Origin of the sequence: Streptomyces scabichelini, assembly GCF_011045015.1 — a bacterium.
GTDB classification, from domain to species: Bacteria; Actinomycetota; Actinomycetes; order Streptomycetales; family Streptomycetaceae; genus Streptomyces; species Streptomyces scabichelini.
On sequence record NZ_JAAKZY010000009.1, the window covers coordinates 48,454 to 63,347 of the forward strand.

Here is a 14,894-nt window from a genome sequence, read left to right on the forward strand (position 1 = left end):
GCACGGAACGAACGATGAGACTCAACGCGCCCTCGCGCGCACACCGATCCATTCCTGAATCCATTCCTGCGACCTGGCGCGCCGTCCTCGCCGTGGCCGCGGTCGGGGCCCTGCTGCTGGCCGGATGCTCGTCGTCCGACAACACCGGTGACGCGGCCGCGCCCACGGGCAAGCCCGTCGACGGCGGAACCCTCCGCTACGCCGTGACCGGCTCACCCGCCACGGCCAGCAACGACCCGCACGGCGGCCTCGGCAACGAATCCGACCTGCTGCGCTTCGCCCTCGCCTACGACGTGCTGACCGTCCCCGGCAAGGACGGTGAACCCAAGCCACGACTGGCCGTCTCCTGGAAGCCGAACGAGGCCATGAACCGCTGGACGTTCACGCTCCGGGACGACGCGCGGTTCACCGACGGCCGCCCGGTACGAGCCGCCGACGTGCTGTACTCCCTGCGGCGCATCGCGGACAAGGCGGCCGAGAACTACGGCCGGCTCGCCGACTTCGACATGAAGGCGTCCAGCACCGACGGCGACCACACCGTGGTCCTGGCCACCCGCGCGCCCATGGCCCAGGCGGCCAAGGCCCTGGAATCCGTCAGCTTCATCGTGCCCGAGGGCACGAAGGACTTCTCGAAGACGGTCCCCGGCTCGGGTCCCTTCAAGGTGCGGACCTCCGGGGCGCAGACCGCCGTCATGGTCCGCAACGACGACTGGTGGGGATCGCGCCCGCATCTGGACCGTATCGAGATCCAGGCCGTCGCCGACCCCCAGGCCCGCGCCAACGCCGTCACCTCGGGCCAGGCCGACGTCGCCGGAAGCGTGAGCCCCGCCGCCGTCAAGAGCGCGGGAAGCGGTGGCGGCCTCCAGGTCGTACGGCGCAAGGGCGTCACCGAGTATCCGTTCATCATGCGGATGGACACCAAGCCCTTCGACGACCCGCGGGTCCGGGAGGCGTTCCGTCTGGCCACGGACCGCAAGGCCCTCGTCGACACGGTCTTCCTCGGCTACGGGCAGATCGCCAACGACCTGCCCACGCCGTACGACCCCTCCTACCCCGCCGACCTGCCGCAGCGCCGCCGCGATGTCGCGAAGGCCAAAGAACTGCTCCAACAGGCGGGTCACGCCAACGGGTTGACCATCACCCTGCACACCACGACCGCCTACCCCGGCATGGACACCGCGGCGACCCTGTACGCGCGGCAGCTGTCCGAGATCGGTGTGAAGGCCGAGGTCAAGGTCGAACCGGCCGACACCTACTGGACCGCCGTGTACGCCAAGAAGACGTTCTACACCGGCTACTACGGCGGCATCTCCTTCCCCGACCTGGCGCGGGTCGGCCTGCTCTCCACCTCCCCGACCAACGAGATCGCCTGGAAGAACAAGAAGTTCGACGCCGGCTTCACGCAGGCCATGGGAACGCTCGACGCCGACCGGCGCAACACCCTGCTCGCCGGCATCCAGCGGGACCTGTGGAAGGACGGCGGCTACGTCGTGTGGGGCACCGGCGACGGGCTGGACCTCGCGGCCCGCGGTGTGGCCGGACTGCCCGACGGGCCCGGTTTCCAGCGGATGTTCATCGACCAGGTGTGGATGGCGAAGTGACCCTTCGCCCGTTTCTGCGGCCGGTCCTGCTCACCGTGGCGGCGACGGCTGTCGTCTTCACCGCCACCGAGCTGCTCCCCGGCGACGCGGGCGACCTCCGGCGCGCGGGACGGGCGTCCGAGGAGGACATCGCGGACGAACGCGACCGGCTCGGCCTTGACCGGCCGGCCGCGGTCCGCTATCTCGACTGGCTGTACGGTGCGGTCCGCGGCGATCTCGGCCGGTCGCTGGTGAGCGGACGCACCGTGACCGGCGTGTTCGCCGAGCGGCTTCCCGCTACCGCCGCCCTCGTCGTCTTCGCGCTGGCCGTCACCGTGTTGCTCACGGCGGCTGCCCTGACCGTCGCGTTTCTGCGCGGCGGACGCGGTGGCGCCGTCGCGACCGGCCTTGCCGCCGTACCGCAGTCCGTTCACGCGGCCGTCCTCGGCACGGTCTTCGCCGGGATCCTGGGCTGGCTGCCTGCCGTGTCCCTGCTGCCGCCCGGCGGTTCGCCGTTCGACGCGCCTCAGGCGCTGGTGCTGCCCGGCGTCACTCTGGCGCTGCCCTCGGCGGCCTACGCCACCGCGCTGCTGCGCGGAACGCTCGTCGACACCCTGCGTCGGCCCCATGTGAGTGACGCCCGCATGCGCGGTGTGCCGCCGGCCCTCGTGCTGGTCCGGCACGTCCTGCCCTTCCTGCTGGTTCCGGCGCTGCGGGTGACCGCTCTGGTGGCCGGCGGACTCATGGCCGGTACGGCTCTGGTGGAGACGATGTTCGGCTACCCCGGCACCGGCAGCCTGCTGGTGTCCGCGGTCGCCGTGCGCGACGTACCCCTGGTGCAGGCCGCCGCGCTGCCCCCGGTCGTCGTCCTGCTGCTGTGCATGCTCGTCGCCGACCGGCTGGCCGTGCGCGACTCGGGGCGGAGCGGTTCCACCGATCACGGCAGAGGCCCTGCTGTCACGGCGGCTGTCGGAGGGCGAGCCTGATGCGCTCCTTCAGGACCGGCCTGGTTGCCGCTGCCCCGGTCACCGCAGGGGCCATCGCACTCCTGGTACTGCTGGGGCGATACGCCGCCCCGCACGAGCCGGAACAACAGATCGGCCCGCCCTGGTCGCCGCCGGGCTCGGCCGCTCCCCTGGGGACGGACGGCCTCGGACGCGACGTGCTGTCGCGGGTGCTGCACGGGGGCACCGAGCTGCTGACCGTCTCGCTGCTCGCCGCGGTGGTGGCCGTGAGCTGCGGAACTGTGCTCGGCCTGGCCGCCGGGTGGGCCGGTGGGCGCACCGCCCGCGCGGTGTCCTGGCTGTGCGACCTGCTGCTCGCGGTTCCCGCGCTCGTCCTTGCCCTGGTGCTGGCCGTCGCACTGCCGGGCGGGACGGCGGTGGTGGTGGCGTCCGTGCTCAGCGGCACACCCCTCACCGCCCGCGTGGTGGCCGGCGAATCGGCGCGGCTGCGCACCAGCGGCCATGTGCACGCGGCCCTTGAACGGGGCGAGACCGTACCGTCCGTCCTCGCCCGCGAGGTGCTGCCCGCACTGCGCGGACTGGTGACGGCCGATGCCGGGCTCCGGCTGGTGACCGCACTGCAGATCGCCGCGGCGCTCGCCGTACTCGGGCTCGGGCCCCAGCCGCCGGAACCCGACTGGGCGCTGATGCTCAGCGAGAACCTTCCGGGCGCCTCACTCAACCCTGTGGCGCTGCTGGCGCCCGCCGTGCTGCTGGCCGGCTGTGCCTGGGCCCTGGCCGCCGCGGCACACCGGGCAGGGCCGGGAAGGGACGGAAGCCCATGACCGCCCCAGCGTGCGAGTCACCGCTGCTCGCGGTGGACGGGCTGACCGTGCACCGGGCGGCGGACGGTGCCCTCGTCCTGCCGCCGACCGATCTGCGGGCCGAATCCGGACAGGTCGTCGTCATCACCGGGCCCTCGGGCGCAGGCAAGACCACTTTGCTGCACGCTCTCCTCGGCACCGTCCCGGCTGGGTTGCGCCGGTCGGCCGGCACCGTGCGCTGGGCGGGCACGCTCCTGAAGGAGGGTCGCCCCGCCCGGACTTGGCGCCGTACGTGCTGCGGCCTGCTGGGCCAGGACCCCGGCGCCGCGTTGCATCCGCTGTGGCGCGTCGGACGCCTGATCGGCGAGGACCTCGCCGGCGACCGCGACGCCCGAGCGGCACGCGTCGCCGAGCAACTCGACCTCCTGGGGCTGCCGCCCGAGCTCGTGTCGCGCCGCGCGGGCGAACTCTCCGGTGGCCAGGCCCAACGGGTGGCGCTGGCCCGCGCGCTCGTCGCGGACCCCGCTCTCCTGGTCCTCGACGAGCCGACATCGGCCATGGACCCGGCAACGGCAGCCCTGGTGAGGCGAGTTGTCGCGGCCCGGCGCGGCTCACCGGGCCGCTGCGTGGTCCTGGTGACCCACGATGCGCGCCTCTTCGGCGAACTGGCGGACGTCACGATCCGCGTCGCACCGGCCGGAGCGGTCGCTGAACGCGAGGTGCCGGGGCCCGGGGCCGGCGCGACCGGCCGAGGCTTGGGCGATGCCGGGGCGGTGGAGCTGCCTCGCGCGCTGCCGGAGGCCGACCGGCCCAGGCCGGGTATGCGCCGTCCGCCCTCGGCCGACGATCGGCCTCGGCAGCCGGTGCCCCACACGCCGTCGGGCGCGGATCGGTCCGGACCGGGGGGTGTGCTTCCCGTTCCGGCACCCGCCGACCTCGCCCACCCTGCGGCGGCCCCCGCGCCTCCGGTCGGGTACGGCTCCCACGCCCAGGCACCTCCCCGGGACGAGAGTGTCGAGCGGCGATCGGCGCCGCAGGCCACCGCCGTGCCCCGGCCGAGTCCAGCCCTGTCCGCCCGGGGCCTGCTGCTGACCACCCCTGATGGGGCGGTGCTGCTGGAGGACGGCGATCTCGACCTGCCCGCAGGAAGTACGACCGCCGTGATCGGGACCTCGGGCGTCGGCAAGACGACGTTGCTGCATGCCCTCGTGGGCCGCCGTCCTGCGGTCGCCGGGACGCTGCTGCTGCACGGCACACCGTTGCCGGCCGCCACCCGGCACCGCGGCCGGGACCAGCTGCGCGCCGTGCAGCTCGCCGGACAGAGCGCCGTCGACGAACTCAACCCCGCCCAGCGCGTGGGCCGGGCCGTGGCCCGACCGCTGACCGTGCTGCACGGCCTGGACCGGGCCGCCGCCCTGACCGAGGCACAGGCGGTGCTGGCAGCCGTCGGGCTGCCGCCCGGTATCGCGGCACGTCGCCCGCACACGCTCTCCGGCGGCCAGCGCCAGAGGGCCGTTCTCGCCCGGGCCCTGGCCGCGCGCCCCGACGTACTGCTGCTCGACGAGCCCACCGCTTCCCTCGACCCCGACACCGCCCGGTCCGTACTCGACCTGCTGGACCGAGTTCGCGAGACAGGGACCGCGATCCTGGCCGTCACCCACGACCCGGCCGTGGCGGCCCGCGCGGACGACGTGCTGGCGCTGCGGGACGGCCGCCTCCTCGCGATTCCCCCGGATTCCCTCGGCCCTCCGGTTCCTTCCGCCCCCCACCCGCCGCGCCTGCGCGACCCAGCACTGAACGAACCGCGACCCAGAACTGAACGAACGGAGCCTCCCGTTGTCCGATGAAGCGACCACCGATACCACCACCATCGACGCAGTCGACACCACCGCTCTGATCGCCGACCACCCCTGGGTGGCCGACGCACGCCCCGCACCCGACGGAGTCCTGCTGGTCACCCCCCATCCGAGCGCGACAGCCGTTCTTCCCGCGCCGGGACCCCTGGTCCGCGAGCACCTAGCGCACTGGGCGGAGGTGTACGAGTGGGTGTACGAGACGGGTGAGGGCCGGCACGCCGACGACCTGGACCTGTCCGGCTGGCGCTCCTCCGACACCGGAAAGCCGCTGCCCGCCGCCCATATGCGGGACTGGGTCGACCGCACGGTCGACCTCGTCCTCTCCCAGCGGCCCCGTCGGCTGCTCGAACTCGGTTGCGGTACCGGCCTGTTGGCCCACAGGCTGCACCCGCGACTGGACGGCTATGTAGGCACCGACGTGACCGAGGTGGCGGTCGCCCGGCTGCACGCCGCCGGACTGCCCCGTACCGCCTTCGTGCGCGCGGCCGCCCACGAGGCACAGGCGCCCGCAGTCCGGCAGGCGATGGACCAGGTATTCGGCCCCGGCGTACGTCCGGACTGCGTCCTGCTGAACTCCGTCACCCAGTGCTTCCCCAACCTCGTCTACCTGACGGCGTTCCTGCATCACGCGCTGGCCGCGGTCGAGGACGGCGGCACGGTGATCGTCGGCGACATCCGCCACTCCGGACTGCTCGAAGACCACTTCGACCGGGTGGAGAGGGCGCGCGACCTCGAAGCGGCCGACGCGGACATCGCCGCGCGGGTGGCCTCGGCCGTGGCGGGGGACGAGGAACTGTCGTTCGCCCCCGAAGCCGTACGCGAGATCCTGGCCGCCCAGCCCCGGACCGTCCGGATGAGCGTCCATGCCCGCACGATGGCCGAGGACACCGAACTCACCCGGTACCGCTACGACCTCGTCCTGCATGTCGGCTCCGCCTCCGGCCTCCCGGACGCGTCCGATGTGCGTCGGCTGCCCTGGCAGGGGCTCGCGGGCCAGGAGCTGCCGACGGTTCTGCGCGCGGCGCTGGCACCCGGGCCCACCATCCTGCACAGCATCCCCAACGCCCTCCTCGCGGCAGCCCCGGACGCCATCACTCCGTACGACCTGCGACAGGCACTGACCGGTACGGACGCTGCCGTGCTGCTCGACTCCGGCGACCCCCGGATGCTCGCCGTGGCCGCGCCCGCCGACTGCGCCACCGCTGCCTCCCACGGCCCGGTTCGGGCACCGGTCGGCCGCCTGGCCCATGAGCCGCTGCCCGCGTTCGTACGGCGCCGGCTGCCGGAAGTCCTGCGCGACCATGTCCGCCGTACCGCACCCGGCACGGTACCGCCGAAGATCGTGGTGGACGACGCGTCGGCGGGAGAGACGCGATGAGGGTGGCGGACGTGGCCGACGCCCTGTCCCGACTGCCCGAGGTCGCCGCCTGGCAGTGGGTGCCGGGCAGCGAGGGTGACACCCTGCTGATCGCCGGTCCGGTGGACGACGCACGGGGAGACGACCGGGGCGCGGACACCGGCTGGGCCGAGCAGGCCGTGATCGACGCCGCCGCCTCCGGCGACGCCGCCGTGACCGGTACCGACCTCGCGCAACTCCCGGCTCTGATGCGCCTGTTGGACGAGACCGCGCTGCTGACCATGGCCCGCGTGCTGGACCGTACCCGTCTCTTCCGGGACGCGGCGCCGCACACGGCTGCCGAGGTCGTGGCGGCGCTGGGCACGGCGCCTCGCCACGCCTGGATCGTACGGCGCTGGCTGCGCACCCTGGCCGCCGAGAGTCGGCTCGCTCTTGACCCGACGACGGGCCACTACCGGGACCTGACCGCGCCCGGCCGTGCGGAGTACGCCCGTGCCCGTCGCACCCTGGACGAGGCCCGCAGCGGCATGGGCTACCCGGAGTCCATGACGCGCTTCTTCTTCGCCGCAGCCGACCGGCTTCCCCTCCTGCTCCAGGACCGCACGAGCCTGCAGGAAGTGCTCTTCCCCGAGGGCGAGACGGACACGGCCGAAGGCAACTACCGCGACAACGTGCCGAGCCGATGGGCCAACCACGCCGCCGCCGACCTGATCGCGCACGAGGCCCGCCGACGAGCCCGCCGACGAGAGGGACAGGGAAGCGGCAGCCGGCCACTGCGCGTGCTGGAGGCGGGAGCCGGGGTGGGCGGCACCACGGAAGCGGTGCTGAGCGCCCTCGGCTCCACTCCGGTCGACTATCTGTTCACCGATGTGTCCCGGTTCTTCCTTCAGACCTCGCGTACCCGCTTCGGCACCCATCCGGGCCTGCGCCAGGCGCTGTTCGACATCAACCGCGACCCGACAGCACAGGGTTTCACCCCCGCTTCCCACGATGTGATCCTCGTGGCCAACGTCCTGCACAACGCGCGCCACATCGGCCGTGCGCTCGCCGCCCTGCGGGAACTGCTGGTGCCGGACGGCCTGCTGGTGCTCGTCGAGTCCTGCCGGGAGCACTATCAGGCACTCACCTCGATGTACCTGCTGATGTCGCCGCAGGCGGACGAGGAGGGCTGGTTCACCGACCTGAGGGCCGGCCAGGACCGGGTCTTCCTCACCGAGGGGGAGTGGACGCGGCAGCTGGACGCCGCCGGATTCCGGCCCCTGCCGGTCCTGCCGCCCGACGGGCACCCCCTGACCGCCCTCGGCCAGCACGTCGTCGCGGGCCGCGCCCGACCCGGCCGGGGCAGGCCCGACCCCGGCCGCGTCGCAGGGGCGCTCGCCCAGCTGCCCGAGACGGCCCGCCCCGTACGCGTCCACGCCGTGGACCGCGTTCTGCCCACCACCATGTCTGGAGCCAGCCGTTGACTTCCTCACCGCCAGTTCCCGCACCTGACGCCCTTGACGACCTCGTGCAGTCCGTACGCGGTGTCTGGGCCGACGTCCTGGAAACGGACACCGAGTCCATACCGGCCGACATCAGCTTCTTGAGCCTGGGCGGAGACTCCGTGCTCGCCGTGCGCATGGCGGCACTGATCCGCAAGCGGCTGGGCGTGAACCTCGCCCTGTCGGACGTACGCGTCGAACACACCGCAGCCCACCTGGCGGCGCTCCTCCACGAGCGCGGCACCGCGGGCGGACTGCCCCGCAGCCTGTCCCTGGACCTCGAGCGGCGAAAGGATCCGGACGCACCCTTCCCCCTGCTGCCGCTCCAGCAGGGCTACTTCGTCGGCCAGCAGGACGCCTGGGAGCTGTCCTACCGTTCCGCGCACCACTACGTGGACATCGGCCTTGAGGACATCGACAACGAAGAGATCGCCGAAGCGCTCCAGGACGCGCTGGAGCGGCTCGCGGAACACCAGTCCGTACTACGGGCCCGCATCCTGCCCGACGGCAGGCAGCGGATCCTCCCCCTCGACGACCCCGACGCCATGCCGCAGCTGCGCGTGACCGATCTCAGCACCGCGGGGGAGGAGGAGATCGCCACCCAACTCTCGGCGATCCGGCGGGAGATGAGCACCGAGGGCCCCGACCCGGCCGTGGGCTGCGGACTCGACATGCGCCTCACCCTGCTCCCGGGGAACCGCGCCCGGCTGCACTCCTCCACCAGTCTGCTGATCATCGACGGCTGGTCGTCCGGAGTCTTCTACCGGGATCTGTTCGCCCTCGTCTCCGACTACAACGCCGTACTCGCCCCGCTGGAGGTCGACTTCGGAGACTACGTCGCGAGCCTGCGCGACCTGCCCGACACGGAGGAGTGGCGCCAGGACCGCGACTGGTGGTGGGACCGCCTCGACGACTTCCCGCTGCCCCCGGCTCTGCCCCTGGTGGCCGATCCGGCCGATGTGCGCCCCACGTTGATGGGCACGCGGCAGGCCGTGCTCGACGCCGAGCGGTGGGGGGCGCTGCGCGCTCACTGCGCCGAGCACGGTGTCACGCCGTCGGCCGCGATGTTCGCGGTGTTCTCCGCCGCCGTGGCCCGCGCCTGCGGACACCGGCGCTTCCTGCTCAACACCCTGCAACTGAACCGGCTGCCGCTGCACCCGGACGTGCCCCGGCTGGTGGGAGCCTTCTCGTCCACCATGCTCATGCCGGTCGAACTGCCCGAGAACCCCGTCTTCTCCGATCTGGCGATCAGCGCCCAGCAGGCCGTCTCGGACGCGCTCGCGCACCACCTGGTCTCCGGAGTCGAGGTTTCCCGCGAGCTGGGCCGCCGCCGTGGCACCCGCCGTCCGGTCGCCCCTGTGGTCTTCCAGAGCACCCTCGGAGTGGATGCGGCGCTGGGCAGCGAGGTCCCCCATGAGGCCGGCCCGCTCGGCCGGATCGATCTGCTCAGCCACCACCAGCAGCTGAGGACCCCTCAGGTCGCCCTGGAACTCCGGCTGTTCGAGCTGCGCGGCGAACTCGTCGTCGTCTTCTCACTGGTGGAGGAGATCTTCGCCGCCGAGGACGTGGACCGCATGTTCCAGGACGTGGTGAGCACCGTCGAATCCCTGGTGGAGAAGGAGGCATGGTCGGCCCCGGTCACACTCCCGAGCACATGGGACGCACCGCAGTCGGACACCGCCGGCACGGCACCCGGCGGACGACTGTCCGTCCCGTCGGCGCAGGACCTGTCCGGCGAGGAGCCCGGGCCTCCCCGCGACGATCTGGAGCTGGCCGTCGCAGCGGAGTGGGCCGAGTTGCTCGAGTGCGCGGTGACCGACAGAGCGTCGGACTTCTTCGCACTGGGCGGGGATTCGCTGCTGGCGGTACGGATGCTCGGCGTACTGGCCCGCAAGGGTGTCGGCCGGGTGACGCCGCGCCGTTTCCTGGAACGACCCACGGTAGCCGGTCTCGCCGATGCGGTACGTGACGGTGGATCGGCCGCCGCGGGATGACCGTACGCGGCGAGGGCGGCAGCTGCATTCTGGGTGACAGGGGTGCGGCCCTTGCGTCAGCCGGGCAGGGGCGGGCCCGCACGACCGCCCGCGGCGGGAGCACCCTGGCGCTCCCGCCGCGGGGCGGGTCAGCCGGTGAGCCCCGCGTCCTCGCGGAACAGCTCCTGGTCCAGCCAGACCGCGGCGCGCGCTCCGTCGGCGGCCCCAGTGATCACAAAGGTGAGCGCGTCCGGCAGTGCTTCCAGACGGGCGGCATCACCGGCCGCGTAGACGCCGGGCACGCTCGTCCGCTGGAACTCGTTCACGCGAATGCAGCCGTCGGGCAGCATCTCGCAGCCGAGTTGCTCGGCGAGTGCGGAGTGCTGCCTGGTGGGCGCCCGGTGGTAGACGGCCTGGCGCTCCAGTACGCGTCCGTCCGCCAGTACCAGCCGCACCTCGCCCTCCTTGCCCTCGACCCGGGAGACCGGGGTTTCGTCGACGGCGATCCCGGCGGCGGCGAGCCTGCTCGCCGCCTGCTCGGGCACCGGATGCCCGTCGGTGCACACCACCACGTCGTCGCTGAACCGGTCGGCGATGTACAGGGCCTGCATGATCTGCGGCAGCTCGCGGCCCAGAACGGCGATGGTCATGCCCCGCGTCTCCCAGCCGTGGCAGAAGGGACAGTGATAGACACCCCGGCCGAAGAGCTCGCCGACGCCCTCCACCTGGTCGAGGACATCGACCTGTCCGGTGGCGAGGATCAGTTTGCGGCCCGCCACCCTGCTGCCGTCGGCGAGCGTCAGCGTGAACCCGTTCCCTTCCTCCGCCGCGGCGGCCGTGGCCACCAGCGCCTCTCGAATCTCCACACTCGGGTAGGCCGCGAGCTGCTCACGGCCTATGCGGCGCAGCTCCGCCGGGGACGCGCCGTCCCGGCTGAGGAACATGTGCATCTCGGCGGCCGGTGCGTTGCGTGGTTCACCGCTGTCCAGGAGCAGCACCTTCCGGCGCTGACGGCCCGACACCAGTGCTGCGTTGAGACCGGCGGGGCCTCCACCGACCACGACTACGTCGTACGACATCGTTCTCCTCTGCCCGGAGTGATCACGGTCCACTACCCAGCAATCTTAATGATAATAGTTTTCATTTGTATGTGATGGTGCGTAACTTTCCACACGTTCCACGACGAAGGGCGAACTCATGGACTCCACCGCGGCCATCGGCATCCTCGGCGGCTACGGAGCCGTCGGAACCGCAGTAGTGCGCCGGCTGCACCAGGCGGGTGTCGGCCCGCTCCTGGTGGCCGGCCGGGATCCGGCCCGTGCCGAAGCCTCCGTCGCATCGCTCGGCGCGGCCGGGGCGGCTGTCAGTGTCCAGGCCGTTGACCTCTGGGACGCGTCACTGGACTCGTTCCTCGCCCGCTGTCGGCTCGTCGTCAACTGCGCGGGCCCGTCCTACCGGGTGCTGGACACGGTGGCGCGGGCCGCACTGCGTCACGGCGTGGACTACGTGGACGCGGCGGGCGACGACCCCCTCCACGCACGGCTGAGCGCACAGGACGGCGGTGATGATGAGTGGGCGGCCGCACACCGCACCGCCGTCCTCTCCGCAGGAGCGCTGCCGGGACTGTCCGGGCTCCTTCCGCACGTGCTGCTCGACCAGGTGGCACGGCCGGTCCGGCTGGAGGGATACCTCGGCGGCGTGGCAGCGCTCACCCCCGCCGCCGCGGGAGACGTGCTGCTCGCCCGAGGTCCCGAACACGGCATCCCCTCCGCGGCCTGGGAAGACGGACAGACCCGCGACCGTGCCCTGGAACCACGGCGCGGCCTGCGGCTCCCCGCCTTCCCGCAGCCGGTCACCGCCTTCCCCTTCCTGTCCACCGAGGCTGTCCGACTCGCGCAGGCCGCCAGGATCCGCCGGGTGCACTGGTACACAGTCTTCGGCGGTGAGCACCTCGCCGAAGAGCTGGCCATGGCCTGGGCCATGGACGACATGGAAACGGCGGGTCTGGTCCAGGCCGCGGACGCGGACGTACGCCGCCACGGCTCCTGGTACGGGCAGGAGTTCCGCCTCTGGGACGGGACGGACGACGGCCCGCCCACCCGCACGCTCACCCTCCGCGCCGAGGACTCCTACGAACTCAGCGGCTTTCTGTCCGCCACCGCCGCACACCACGTCCTCGCCGGCCATGTGAAGCCCGGAGTCCACTTCGCAGCGGACGTGCTCGACCCGCTGTCGACTGCCCAGACCCTGGCGACGGACCCGGTGGCCGAGCTGCACATGACGTGATCACCGGGCGGATGTTGGCGCCGAGGACGGCGAAGCGTCTACTGGTCAGACGGGATCGGTGAACGAGATCGGCTTGCCGGTGGCGTGGGCATATGCGATCTCCCTGCTCGTGGACTCGCCGATATACCCGCCGGGGTTGACGACCAGAACCCGGTCAGCCAGGTCGATCTTGCGCAGGTGGAGGGCGTCCAGCGCGGTCTTCTGCTCGTTGGTGATCAACTCGTCTGCTTCGCCTGGCGCGACGACGATGACACCTGCGAAGGTCAGATCACGGTTCGCCGCACGCATCTCGTCCACGAACCGGGTAGAGCCGCAGATGCAGACAATCTCAGGTCGGTCGGGCACGGCTCAGTCCTTCGGTCGAACGGGAAACCGTCAGTGTGCACGTTGACATCACAGACAGGCACACGAGCCAACAGTTTGCGCAGCGAGATGGACACCACGCGGCTGCACCGTCGCAGGCGGGAGGCGTGGCCCGTACTGGGAATGGCGCTGCTCGACGGCGAAGTCCGGGGTGCACCCGGCTCACCAGCTTCCTTCAGCAACACGGCCCAGGTGCGTTCCACAAGGACACCGGTGCCTTGGTCGGCTCGTACTGTCTGACCCTCGTCAGCCGCGGTGTCTGGGAGCTCGGGTACCGGGCGGTCAAGGAGTTGCGCGGACGTGGGTACTCGGTGGAGGCCGCTCGGGCCCTGTGCGACTGGGGCTGGGTCACGCTCGACGTGCACCGCATCGAGCGGTGGGCCATGGCCGGGAACACCGGCTCGTGTGCCGTCGCCGAGAAACTCGGCTTCACCGTCGAAAGGACACTGCGCAGTCGCAGCATCGCCGACGAAGGCAAACCGCACGGCTGATGGGTGGGCGGACTGCCGAGGCCCTGCTGCTCGGGCCAATGCTTCGCTGGCTGCGTCCGCTGTTCTGACCGCCCCGGTCAGTAGCATCAGGAACATGGCCCATGTCTTGATCGGCCACAGTGATGCCGCACGGCGAGTGAGCTGGTGGCGCACCGGTTTTGTCATGCTGATCCTTGCCGGTGGGACAGTGGCGGTCGGTCTGGGGGCGCGGGCGCCGGACCGGGGGTGTGGATTGGCGGTTTCGGCGTTTTCTCGATGACCGCGTTGTTCGGCATGGTCAATGGCATCTACGGCCGGGTGCTACTGACGGAGACGGGAATGTAGTTCCGCACTTTGGTCAGCAGGCGCTCGATTCCGTGGTGCGAAGTCGCTGGTGTCGAGTCGCGGAAGCGAACGCGAGACCAAACGAACGGTAATCAGGGAAGAGCGGTCCGGATCAGTGATGGCCCTCTTCGTACGCCCGGGCTTGCTCCTCCATCCGAGCGTTGTACTCCGCGATGATGCCGGCAGCGTCACGGATGGTCTCTTGCTCGTCGGGCAGGGGCTCATGCCGCACAGCGGTACCCAGGCAGTCGAGGCCATGCCCGCGCGGCCCCGCAGCTCGACAGCACCCAGGGGTGGGGCCGCCGCCCCGCGGGGGCACCCTGCCGATTTCTTACTTGTTCCGCTTGCTTGGAGTGCACGCCAAGGCCATAGCGTTGAGGGCATGCCGGTATCACTGGGGTCTCGCCGGTGTCCCGGAAGGCTGCCTAACTTCTATACCGGCGGCTCTCGGGCTCGGCTGCATGGGTATGAGTTTCTTCTACGGTCAGCCACCACGGCCCCGGCAAATTCGTGATTAAAACACCGACAGCTGAACCGAACACCCGACGCGTCAACGCATCATTCCGCACGACCAACGAGAAGGACGGCAAGTGGTAGACAACCAATTCACAACGCATGCAGAACTTTTCGATCTGGGTGGAAAGCGCGCGCTCGTCACCGGTGGCACCAGAGGCATCGGGATGATGATCGCGCGTGGCCTTCTCCAGGCGGGCGTCCGCGTGGTCATCAGCTCACGCAACGCAGAAGCGTGCGCTCAGGCGCAGGAACAGCTGTCCAAATTCGGTGAGGTGCGGGCCATCCCCGCCGACCTGTCCCGCCACGACGAATGTCGGCGACTGTCCGACCTCGTCACCGCCGACTCGGAGCGTCTCGACATCCTCGTCAACAACGCGGGCGCCCTGTGGGACGAGCCGCTGGCGACGTTCCCGGACGAGGCCTGGGACACGGTCGTCGACCTCAACCTGAAGTCGCCGTTCTGGCTGGTCCAGGCGCTGCTGCCCGCACTTCGCAAGGCGGGCACCGCCGACGATCCCGCGCGGATCATCAACATCGGCAGCATCGCCGCCATCCACATCCCCCAGCGGCCCAACTACTCGTACTCCAGCAGCAAGGCCGCGCTGCATCAACTCACCAGAGTGCTCGCCAAGGAACTAGGACCGCAGCACGTCACCGTGAACGCCGTGGCGCCGGGACCGTTCCCGTCGACGATGATGGCTGCAACCCTCGATGAGTTCGGCGAGGCGATCGCGGCGTCGGCCCCACTACGCCGGATCGGCCGCGACGACGACATGGCGGGTGTCGCCGTGTTCCTCGCCAGCCGGGCAGGCGCATACCTGACGGGCGCCGTGATCCCCGTCGACGGCGGCATCGCCACAACCGCGTAGGCCGCCTGAAGCGTGTTGCAGAAGGCCGTG

At 71.4% G+C, this 14,894-nt stretch carries 12 protein-coding genes; 10 read left to right on the plus strand and 2 right to left on the minus strand.

What is annotated here, in order from left to right:
* The first annotated feature begins 14 nt into the window (after positions 1-14).
* Genes G5C60_RS04825 through G5C60_RS04855 form a run of 7 tightly spaced genes read left to right on the plus strand, consistent with a single transcriptional unit; the run spans position 15 to position 10,036 of the window.
* Complete coding sequence (locus G5C60_RS04825; RefSeq protein ID WP_165254914.1) at positions 15-1,601, plus strand: ABC transporter substrate-binding protein; 1,587 nt, start codon at positions 15-17, stop codon at positions 1,599-1,601.
* Positions 1,598-2,566 carry an ABC transporter permease subunit gene (locus tag G5C60_RS04830; protein WP_165254915.1) on the plus strand — a complete coding sequence of 323 codons (969 nt, stop codon included), beginning with the start codon at positions 1,598-1,600 and terminating at the stop codon, positions 2,564-2,566. Before G5C60_RS04825 ends, G5C60_RS04830 begins: the two co-directional genes overlap by 4 nt.
* Positions 2,566-3,369: an ABC transporter permease gene (locus G5C60_RS04835; RefSeq protein WP_165254916.1), complete on the plus strand. Its 804-nt coding sequence runs from the start codon at positions 2,566-2,568 to the stop codon at positions 3,367-3,369. Before G5C60_RS04830 ends, G5C60_RS04835 begins: the two co-directional genes overlap by 1 nt.
* Positions 3,366-5,195 carry an ABC transporter ATP-binding protein gene (locus G5C60_RS04840; protein ID WP_206439097.1) on the plus strand — a complete coding sequence of 610 codons (1,830 nt, stop codon included), beginning with the start codon at positions 3,366-3,368 and terminating at the stop codon, positions 5,193-5,195. Before G5C60_RS04835 ends, G5C60_RS04840 begins: the two co-directional genes overlap by 4 nt.
* Complete coding sequence (locus tag G5C60_RS04845) at positions 5,185-6,582, plus strand: methyltransferase domain-containing protein (RefSeq protein WP_165254917.1); 1,398 nt, start codon at positions 5,185-5,187, stop codon at positions 6,580-6,582. The genes G5C60_RS04840 and G5C60_RS04845 overlap by 11 nt, the downstream gene beginning before the upstream one ends.
* On the plus strand, positions 6,579-8,024 hold the full coding sequence (locus tag G5C60_RS04850) for a class I SAM-dependent methyltransferase (protein WP_165254918.1): 1,446 nt from the start codon (positions 6,579-6,581) through the stop codon (positions 8,022-8,024). The genes G5C60_RS04845 and G5C60_RS04850 overlap by 4 nt, the downstream gene beginning before the upstream one ends.
* On the plus strand, positions 8,021-10,036 hold the full coding sequence (locus tag G5C60_RS04855) for a phosphopantetheine-binding protein (RefSeq protein WP_165254919.1): 2,016 nt from the start codon (positions 8,021-8,023) through the stop codon (positions 10,034-10,036). The genes G5C60_RS04850 and G5C60_RS04855 overlap by 4 nt, the downstream gene beginning before the upstream one ends.
* A 128-nt stretch (positions 10,037-10,164) precedes the next feature.
* Here G5C60_RS04855 and G5C60_RS04860 read toward each other — a convergent pair whose 3' ends face one another.
* Positions 10,165-11,094, minus strand: coding sequence for an NAD(P)/FAD-dependent oxidoreductase (locus G5C60_RS04860; protein WP_165254920.1), 930 nt, complete (start codon positions 11,092-11,094; stop codon positions 10,165-10,167).
* A 118-nt stretch (positions 11,095-11,212) separates the two neighbouring features.
* Between G5C60_RS04860 and G5C60_RS04865 the strand changes: the two genes are divergently transcribed.
* Positions 11,213-12,301 carry a saccharopine dehydrogenase NADP-binding domain-containing protein gene (locus tag G5C60_RS04865; protein WP_165254921.1) on the plus strand — a complete coding sequence of 363 codons (1,089 nt, stop codon included), beginning with the start codon at positions 11,213-11,215 and terminating at the stop codon, positions 12,299-12,301.
* 45 nt (positions 12,302-12,346) lie between these two features.
* On the opposite strand, the gene G5C60_RS04870 is transcribed toward G5C60_RS04865, so the two are convergent.
* Positions 12,347-12,646 (minus strand): hypothetical protein, encoded by a 300-nt coding sequence (locus G5C60_RS04870; protein ID WP_086726831.1) that lies wholly within the window; start codon positions 12,644-12,646, stop codon positions 12,347-12,349.
* A 125-nt stretch (positions 12,647-12,771) separates the two neighbouring features.
* Between G5C60_RS04870 and G5C60_RS04875 the strand changes: the two genes are divergently transcribed.
* A complete protein-coding gene (locus G5C60_RS04875; RefSeq protein ID WP_338145695.1) occupies positions 12,772-13,155 on the plus strand; it encodes a GNAT family N-acetyltransferase in 384 nt (127 codons plus the stop codon).
* A gap of 914 nt (positions 13,156-14,069) precedes the next feature.
* Positions 14,070-14,864 (plus strand): SDR family oxidoreductase, encoded by a 795-nt coding sequence (locus G5C60_RS04880; RefSeq protein ID WP_165254922.1) that lies wholly within the window; start codon positions 14,070-14,072, stop codon positions 14,862-14,864.
* Positions 14,865-14,894: the final 30 nt, after the last annotated feature.

Coding starts and splice junctions, on each gene's coding strand:
- G5C60_RS04835 (WP_165254916.1), top strand. CDS start 2,566: ATGCGCTCCTTCAGGACCGGCCTGGTTGCCGCTGCCCCGGTCACCGCA.
- G5C60_RS04865 (WP_165254921.1), top strand. CDS start 11,213: ATGGACTCCACCGCGGCCATCGGCATCCTCGGCGGCTACGGAGCCGTC.
- G5C60_RS04850 (WP_165254918.1), top strand. CDS start 6,579: ATGAGGGTGGCGGACGTGGCCGACGCCCTGTCCCGACTGCCCGAGGTC.
- G5C60_RS04860 (WP_165254920.1), bottom strand. CDS start 11,094: ATGTCGTACGACGTAGTCGTGGTCGGTGGAGGCCCCGCCGGTCTCAAC.
- G5C60_RS04840 (WP_206439097.1), top strand. CDS start 3,366: ATGACCGCCCCAGCGTGCGAGTCACCGCTGCTCGCGGTGGACGGGCTG.
- G5C60_RS04825 (WP_165254914.1), top strand. CDS start 15: ATGAGACTCAACGCGCCCTCGCGCGCACACCGATCCATTCCTGAATCC.